The organism is Cereibacter changlensis JA139 (assembly GCF_003034985.1).
GTDB lineage: Bacteria > Pseudomonadota > Alphaproteobacteria > Rhodobacterales > Rhodobacteraceae > Cereibacter > Cereibacter changlensis.
The window spans coordinates 1-8,427 of sequence record NZ_PZKG01000152.1; the positions used below are offsets into that span (position 1 = coordinate 1).

General features: G+C 65.2%; 4 protein-coding genes and 1 pseudogene. 2 read left to right on the forward strand and 3 right to left on the reverse strand.

What is annotated here, in order from left to right; translation table 11 throughout:
- Positions 1-601: 601 nt before the first annotated feature.
- The 3 genes from C5F48_RS19960 to ftsH all read right to left on the reverse strand — a co-directional run bounded on the left by C5F48_RS19960 (position 602) and on the right by ftsH (position 6,489).
- Positions 602-1,327, reverse strand: coding sequence for an Hsp20/alpha crystallin family protein (locus C5F48_RS19960; RefSeq protein WP_245941485.1), 726 nt, complete (start codon positions 1,325-1,327; stop codon positions 602-604).
- Positions 1,324-4,134 (reverse strand): ATP-dependent Clp protease ATP-binding subunit, encoded by a 2,811-nt coding sequence (locus C5F48_RS19965; protein WP_107665549.1) that lies wholly within the window; start codon positions 4,132-4,134, stop codon positions 1,324-1,326. Before C5F48_RS19965 ends, C5F48_RS19960 begins: the two co-directional genes overlap by 4 nt.
- Positions 4,135-4,674: 540 nt before the next feature.
- Positions 4,675-6,489, reverse strand: a complete 1,815-nt coding sequence (gene ftsH / locus C5F48_RS19970) for an ATP-dependent zinc metalloprotease FtsH (protein WP_107665550.1) — start codon at positions 6,487-6,489, stop codon at positions 4,675-4,677.
- A 415-nt stretch (positions 6,490-6,904) separates the two neighbouring features.
- On the opposite strand from ftsH, the pseudogene C5F48_RS26215 reads away from it, so the two are divergent.
- Positions 6,905-7,234, forward strand: a pseudogene (locus C5F48_RS26215) (transposase); the annotation flags it as partial.
- Positions 7,235-7,450: 216 nt separating this feature from the next.
- Positions 7,451-8,427 (forward strand): HlyD family secretion protein (locus tag C5F48_RS19975; RefSeq protein WP_107665552.1); only part of this gene is annotated, 977 nt, incomplete at its 3' end.

The window sequence follows — 8,427 nt, forward strand, 5'->3', positions numbered from 1 at the left end:
GCGGGCCAAGCGGTCGCGCCTTGTAGCCGCGCAGCAAGAGCCTGCGCGAGACAGAAGGTGCAAGCATCAGCCCGGCGAGCGTCGCCGCGACGATGAACAGCGTCATGTCGGGTCCGGCGACCACCCCCACCACCGCCCAGGCGATCAGGCCCATGCCGGCAAGGATCAGCGTCGTGGTGGGCGATGTTGGTCAGGCGGTGGGTGAAATCGGGCGACAGTGGGGCGTCTCGGTTGCTCGGCCCCGGCCGGGCGCCGCAGGCGTGGAGATAAGGCGAAGCGTCCGGCCCTGCCGGGAGGACGGCGGCTTCTTGTTGCTGGCCGGCACGGCGGAACGACGAAGACCTCTTCTCCGTCGCCGGACCAGAGACCCCACGGCATCGCCCGTCGCAGCCCGGCCTGCGCCGCAAGGCTGGGTGGAACGACGACCGCGACCGACAGCCTCTCCGCCGCAAGTCGCGCAGCACGCACGTCAGCGGTTGTCGCTCCGGAGGGCAGGGCGAGCAGTCGCGTCACGAGGCAGGCGCAGGGGAAGACGCGTGGACGCAGCACGAAATCCTCCGAAGCACTGCAGGGGCGCCCGGCGGCGCCCCTGTCGGAGGCCTCAGCCTTGCTTGACCTCGATGTGATTGACGCGGGCCTGAGCCTCGGGCGTTTGCGGCAGGCGCACGGTCAGCAAGCCATTCCTGTAACTTGCCTCGGCCTTCTCTCCATCCACGCCGGGCGGCAGCGGGATGGTGCGCCAGATCGCGCCATAGCTGCGTTCGGAAAGGTAGTAGCCCTTCTTTTCCTCCTGCCGCTCGACCTTCTTCTCCCCTTTCACCGTCAGCATGCCTCCCGAGACGGTGACCTCGATGTCATCCAACGTCATGCCGGGCAGCTTGATCGAGACTTCCACGGCATTGTCCGTCTGGACAACGTCAGATTTCGGCCCGGAAGGGTCCGAAGGCCAGTCCGGATCGCCCGTGCTCTTGCCGAAGCGGTTCCAGAACCCTTCGAGCATCTGGTTCATCTCGCGTTGCAGGGCTGCGATCGGGTTCTCGCCGTCATGGTCATGATGCTGGCGGGCGGCATCGTCCTTCCGCGCCCAAGGGATCAGGTCCTTTATTTCATAGGTTTTCTCCTTTGAGTCTGTTTCAGGCGGTCTTGACGTGAATGGTCCTCGGTCGGGAGCCGCGGCGGACGCAGGATCAGGGCGTTCGCGCCATGAGCCGGACCGGGCGAAGTGGACCCCGTTAGGGACAAGAAGCTCTTTCTCGTTTCTGGGGGATAGCCGGACGGCCGCGACCGGCGCCGTCCGCCCTTGCACATCCGATGCAGCCAGAGTCACTTCACCGCCGTCTCCCCCGGCCCGGTCTGGGTCGCATTGCCCTCCGGCTCGATGCGCACCTGCTCGGCCTTGGCATCCCAGCCGATGCGCACCGTGTCGCCCTGCGCCACCTCGCCGCCCAGCATCGCCCGGGCGAGCCGGGTCTCGACGAGGCTGCGGATCTGTCGCTTGAGCTCGCGAGCCCCGTATTCGGGGCGGTAGCTTTCGGCCGCCAGCATGTCTATCAGGCTATCCTCGAAGACGATGCTCACCCGCTGCGCGGCGGCGATGCCTTTCAACCGTTCGAGCTGCAAGAGAACGATCTGTCGGATCTCGTCCTTTGTCAGGCTGTGGAAGACGATGATCTCGTCCAGGCGGTTCACGAACTCGGGCCGGAAATGGCCGCGCAGCACCTCCATCAACTCCGCCTTCAGCATGTCGGGCTTCTCGGCCGCCGTGCCGCGCAACAGCAGCCGCTTCTGGATGCGGTCGGCGCCCAGGTTCGACGTGGCGATGATGATGGCGTTGGTGAAGTCCACCACGCGCCCCTTGCCGTCGGTCAGCCGCCCGTCGTCGAAGACCTGCAACAGCACGTTGTACACATCCGGGTGCGCCTTCTCGATCTCGTCGAGCAGGATGACCGAATAGGGCTTCCGTCGGACTTTCTCGGTCAGCTGGCCGCCCTCGTCATAGCCGACATAGCCGGGCGGCGCGCCGATCAGCCGGGCGACCGTGTGCTTCTCCATGTATTCCGACATGTCGATGCGCAACAGCGCGTCCTCGTCGCCATAAACGACCTCAGCGAGCGCCTTGGCGAGCTCGGTCTTTCCCACCCCGGTTGGTCCGAGGAAGAGGAAGGTCGCCACCGGCTTCGAGCCCTCGCGCAAGCCGGCCCGGGCCAGCCGCACGGCATCCGAGACGGACCTGATCGCCTCTTCCTGGCCGATGACGCGGGCATGGAGCAACTCCTCCATCTTCAGCAGCTTCGTGCGTTCCTCCTGGGTCAGTTCATCGACCGGGATGCCCGTGAGCTTCGAGACGATCTGCGCCACATGGGTGGCCCGCACCTCGGCCGAGCCGGTGGCGCGCGCCTTTTCCCAGGCCTCGGTCAGTTCGTTGAGCCTTGCTTCCTTGTCGGCGATTTGCTGGCCGATCTCGGACGCCTTGTCGAAGTTCTTTCGCGCGGCGGCATAGTCCTGTTCGCGGTGCATCGTGTGCAACTCGGCCTCGATCTCCTGCACCTCGACGGGGCGGGCCGTGGCGGACAGCTTCACCCGCGCCGCCGACTGGTCGATCAGGTCGATCGCCTTGTCGGGCAGGAAGCGGCCCTGGATATATCGGTCAGACAGTTCCGCTGCCGCCACGATGGCCTCGTCGGTGATCGTGACCTTGTGATGCGCCTCGAAAGTGTCGCGCAGGCCGCGCAGGATCATGATCGCCTGGGCCACGCTGGGTTCCGGCACCATCACCGGCTGGAAGCGGCGCTCGAGGGCCGCATCCTTCTCGATGTACTTTTGGTATTCGTTCAGGGTCGTCGCGCCAATCAGGTTCAACTCGCCCCGCGCCAGCATGGGCTTCAGCACGTTTGCGACATCAAGCCCGCCCTCGCCGCCGCCCTGGCCGGCGCCGACGATGGTATGCAACTCGTCGATGAACAGGATCATCTCGCCCTGATGCTCGGTGATCTCCTTGAGGATATTCTGCACCCGCTCCTCGAATTCGCCGCGATACTTGGACCCCGCGACCATGGAGTTGATGTTCAATTCCACCAGCCGTTTGCCGCGGATCGCCTCGGGCACCTCGCCATCGACGATGCGCTGCGCCAGACCCTCGACAATGGCGGTCTTGCCCACGCCGGGCTCGCCGATCAGCACGGGGTTGTTCTTCTTGCGACGGGCGAGGATCTCGATTGTCGTCTCGATCTCGGCGGCACGCCCGATCACCGGATCAAGCTTGCCGTCGCGCGCTACCTGGGTCAGGTCGCGGGAATACTTATCCAGCTCCGGCGTGTTGGTCGGCGGCTGGGCGCTGCCGTCCTCGGCCCCCTTGCCGACGACGCGGGACACCTGCTGGCGCAGCGCCTGCGGGGTCAGGCCCAGCTTGCGCAGCATGTTCGCCGCCAGACCCTCGCCCTCCTCCGCCAGACCGATCAGCAGGTGTTCGGGTCCGACGTAAGAATGCCCCATGTCGGTCGAGGCGCCGAAGGCGCGCGACAGCGCGTCCTTGACGCGAGGAGAGACGCCGATCTCGCCCTCATGCGGCTTGTCACCGCGCTTGGCCTCGGCTTCGATCTGCGCCTTGAGCTGATCGACCGAGATCTTGAACTGGTCGAGGACCGTCCTGACCACCTCGGACCCGGTCAGCGCCAGAAGCAGGTGCTCGGTATCCACCTCGGCCCGGCCCATTGCGGCTGCATGCTGTGCGGCCTCCTGCAACAGCCTTTCGGCCTGGTCGCTGATTTTGCTGGTGAACCCGCCGCCCTGTCGGCGCGCCGAGCGGGCCCGGTCAGCCTCGCGCGGGGCCCCCTCGTTGACTCTGGCATCCGCGACATCGTCCCCGCGGCTGCCATCACCGCCTTCCAGACCCTGCGGCAAGTCGGAGCGCGCGTCGGACATCAAGCTGCGGAAGGGCTGCTCGCCGAAGAATTCCTCGAACAGGCCGCCGCGCCGGCCGAACAGGGATTCAAGCGGCGAGGCCGTTCTCCCCCGCCGACGTAGAACCTCGCGGTAATGCTCGTCGCACAGTTCCATGTTCTGCTCCTCGCCATTGACCGAGGTGCGCACGCGCACCGTGGCCGGCTTTCCGCAGATGTCGCATTTGCCTTTCATTTCGGAACTCCTCTTCGCTGTTTCGGGCTCATCTCATCAGGGATGGTTGAACGGCCTTGTTCCGGTGCATCTGCAGCGGAGGCAGGCCGTCCGTCGGCCTTTTCGTCCTGCCGGCGGATCAGCCGACAGAGGCCCCCAGGCGCCGGCCTAGCGGGGGCCAGCGCTCGGAGGATGCCCACGCCGGCCTATGCCGGATCGGGGACGATGACCTTGCGCAACAGCGCCAGGAGCGGCGGGCGCCGCCCTGCGCCCAAGGAACTCGGCGCCGTGGCTTTGGTTCGAGGCCAAGATCGAGCGCCTGAACTCCAGCTCGATGATGACCCGGCAAACCGCCTCGAACGCCGGGGGTCGGCCGGGTCCAGCGCGCCATCCAACGGAGCTCCACGAAGGCCTTCAGCAGAAGAGTCCACCTCGCCGCGCGCGTCACGACGATCCCCGGCGCAGGAAAGGCCAGCTTGATGACCTGCCCGAACCACTGGCGAAGACTCGGCCGTCCAGGGGTCGAGACAGACATTCCATCCCGGGCGCATCCGCATCGGCCTACTCCGCCGGTTGCGCGAGCGGCCTCAGCGCAGGGAAATCGTCGGGCGTGATCGTCTCGCGTTCCAGCAGCAGCCGGGTCCCGGCCTCCAGATCGGCGCGCCGCCGAGTCAGGACCTCCTTCGCCCGTGCGAAGGCGGCGTCGATCAACTGGCGCACGGCCAGATCCACCTCGCGCGCGGTCGCCTCGGAATAGCTGCGCGGGGTCAGGCCGGGTGCGCCGTCGCCAAGCAGGCTCTGCCGCTCAGGCTCCAGCACCGCCTGACCGATGTCGGGGTGCATCCCGAAGCGGGTGACGATCTGGCGGGCGATGTCGGTGGCGCGGGCGAGGTCGTCGGCGGCCCCGGTGGAGATCTCGCCCAGCATCAGATCCTCGGCGGCGCGGCCTGCCAGCAGCATGACCATGCGGTTTTCCAGATAGGCGCCGGTGATCAGGAACCGGTCCTCGAGCGGCCGCGTCATGGTGTAGCCCAACGCCCCGATCGAGCGCGGGATGATCGAGACCTTCTGGACCGGGTCCGCCCCCGGCAGGCTGGCCGCGGCCAGTGCATGCCCCATTTCATGCCAGGCCACCGCCTCGCGCTCCTTGGGGTTCAACAGCAGACCCTTGCGTTCAAGACCCGCAACGATGCGCTCGATAGCGGCAGTCACATCGGCCATGGTCACGGCCTCGGCCCCGCGCCTCGTGGCCTGGATCGCCGCCTCGTTGACGAGGTTGGCCAATTCCGAGCCCGTGAAGCCCGGCGTCAGCGCGGCGATCTGGTCAACATCCAGCCGGTCGCCCTTCACCTTCTTCAGATGGACCCGCAGAATCGCCGCGCGTCCCCCCCTGTCGGGCCGATCCACCATCACCTGCCGGTCAAAGCGACCGGCGCGTAACAGAGCGGGGTCCAGGATCTCGGGCCTGTTGGTCGCGGCCAGCAGCACGATGCCCTCGCGCGGATCGAAGCCGTCAAGCTCAGTCAGAAGCTGGTTAAGCGTCTGCTCCTTTTCGTCATTGCCACCGCCGAAGGCGCCGACCCCGCGCTTCTTTCCCAACGCATCCAGCTCGTCGATGAAGATGATGCAGGGCGCGGTCTTGCGGGCCTGTTCAAACAGGTCGCGTACCCGCGCCGCGCCCACGCCGACGAACATCTCGACGAATTCCGACCCCGAGATCGAGAAGAAAGGCACCCTTGCCTCGCCCGCCACGGCGCGGGCAACCAGGGTCTTGCCGGTGCCGGGCGGGCCGACCAGGAGGATGCCCTTGGGGATGCGCGCGCCCAGCCGGCCGTATTTCTCGGGCTCCTTCAGGAAGCTCACGATCTCCGCGAGTTCCGCCTTCGCCTCGTCTATCCCGGCCACGTCCTCGAAGGTGACGCCTGTATCCTTTTCGACATAGACCTTGGCCTTCGACTTGCCGACCGTCATCAGGCCACCGAAACCCTGCTTCTCTGCAATCCTGCGGAAGACCAGCATCCACAAGCCGAAGAACACCAGCACCGGCAGCACCCATGACAGGAGCTGCGACAGGAAGGTGTTGGTTACCGCGCCGTCATACTCGATGTTCGACCGCTCCAGCCGTCGCGTCAGATCCTCAGGCACGATGTTGGTGACGAAAAACTCGGCGTCGCCCCGAGGCTCGCGATAGCGTCCGATCACCCGTTCGGTCTGTACCTGCACCTCGGCGATGCTGTCCTGTTCCAGAAGCTCGATGAAACGCGAATAAGGGATGCGTTCGGTGACTGAGATACCCTGCCACCAGGACTGAAACAGCAGCAGCAGCAGGAAGGCCGCTATCCAGTACCAGATATTGATCTGCTGTTCCCTGTTCATTCGCAGGGCCCCTTTAATGAAGCTACCAGCGGAGACCGCTGCTGCTCGGCCGCTTTCTCAAGTCCGGCGCCTTTCGGCAAGGTTTTCGCTGATGGCCTTCAATAAACTAACACGCTTTTTGCGGCGTAGATACAGATATGTTCGATGATCCAGCAACCCGGAGCTGATGAGCGCTTGAAAAAACTGCGGCTCTCGGCATGAAGACTCTGGTGATCCCGCAGAGTCTCCGCCGATTGCCGGAAGCAGCCGCATTTCTCGGGTTTTGTGGCGACATAGAGAAGAAGCAGAGGTGACGGGAAGCCTTTTTGGCCGAACCGGACTTTGATGCAAAATACAATGAGAGATTCGCGTGGTAATTCCAGCCGGGATGGCATGGGCAGAGCCACACCCCGGGCTTGGAAGAATGTGACCCGCCACCAGCAACCTTGGTGACGCCCTCATGCTGCCGGACCTTCCGGACCCGATCCACCGATCAGAAAATCGCCAGCGTCACGGCCGATGGCGCCTTCGATATTCTCAAGCGCCGCGAGGCCATCGCCGCCGAGGCGCTGCCGCAGTCATTCCGCCGCGCCAGAAGGCCAGGTTGCGGAAGGCCGGCACAGCGGGGGCGATCGCGCGGAACGAGGCGCCTGGAGTGCCGAAATGCTTCGGTCCGACGATCCGGCGACGATGGGGCGGCCGCCGAGGCCCCAACCTGCATCGTCTGAAACGGCTCGACCAGCGGCTGAGCGCAAAGGACCCAGATCTTCCTGATCCTGATAGGATCACAGTGACAAAAAAGTGCTCCCAGGAGGGGCTTCAGCGATACTATAGATATAGATGAGTCTTGAAGCGCTGGCCCGCGTGGGCGACATTTTCATCATCAGGCCGACCGATACGGCCGCCTGATCAGTCTCGGACCTCTCTGAGGGTGGCGCCCCTACATCAAACGGTTGAACACGATAATGAGGACGGTGAAACAATGGCGCAGAAGTTCGGGAAGTGGATTGGTCTTGCAGTAGGTGCTGCGGTGCTGGTGGGCGGTTATGTCGCCTGGACCAACGCCAATTCCGACGCACTGCCGGCGGGCATCGCCTCGGGTAACGGACGAATCGAGGCTACTGAGGTTGATATTGCCGCTTTGATGGCGGGGCGCATTGCGGATATTCCCCTGTCCGAAGGGGATTTTGTCGAGGTCGATCAGATCCTGGTCCAAATGGACACGGTGCAGCTGACTGCGCAGAAGCGCCAGGCCGAAGCCCAGTTGGAGCGCGCGAAGATCGCGATCGAAACTGCGAACAGCCTCGTCCGACAGGCCGAGGCGGAGCGCAACTCCGCGCTGGCGGTGGCGCAGCAGCGAGAGGCCGCGATGGTCGCCGCCGAACAGCGCCTGGCGCGCTCGGAAGAGCTGGTCAAACGAAACGCGGTCTCGCAGCAGCTGCTGGACGATGACCGCGCCGCCGCATTGCAAGCCGAGGCCGTATTGGGCGCAGCCCAGGCCTCGGTGGCGGCATCGGATGCGGGCATCACCGCGGCCAAGGCCCAGGTCGTGGACGCCGAGGCGGCCGTGGTCGCCGCGCAGGCGGCGATTGACGCCGTCTCGGCCTCTATCGACGACAGCACGCTGAAATCGCCGCGTGCGGGTCGGGTGCAGTATCTGGTTGCGCAAGAAGGCGAGATCGTACCGGCGGGCGGGCGGGTTCTGAACCTCGTCGATCTGAATGACGTCTACATGACGTTCTTCCTGCCGACATCGCAGGCGGGCCGGGTCTCCATCGGCGCCGAAGTTCGGCTGGTCCTCGATGCTGCGCCGGAATATGTCATCCCGGCGGCGGTCAGCTATGTGGCCGATGTCGCGCAATTCACCCCCAAAACCGTCGAAACCGCCGCCGAGCGTGAAAAGCTGATGTTCCGCGTTCGCGCTCGGGTCGCGCCGGAGCTGCTGCAAAAGTACATACA

Coding starts and splice junctions, on each gene's coding strand:
- C5F48_RS19965 (WP_107665549.1), bottom strand. CDS start 4,134: ATGAAAGGCAAATGCGACATCTGCGGAAAGCCGGCCACGGTGCGCGTG.
- ftsH (WP_107665550.1), bottom strand. CDS start 6,489: ATGAACAGGGAACAGCAGATCAATATCTGGTACTGGATAGCGGCCTTC.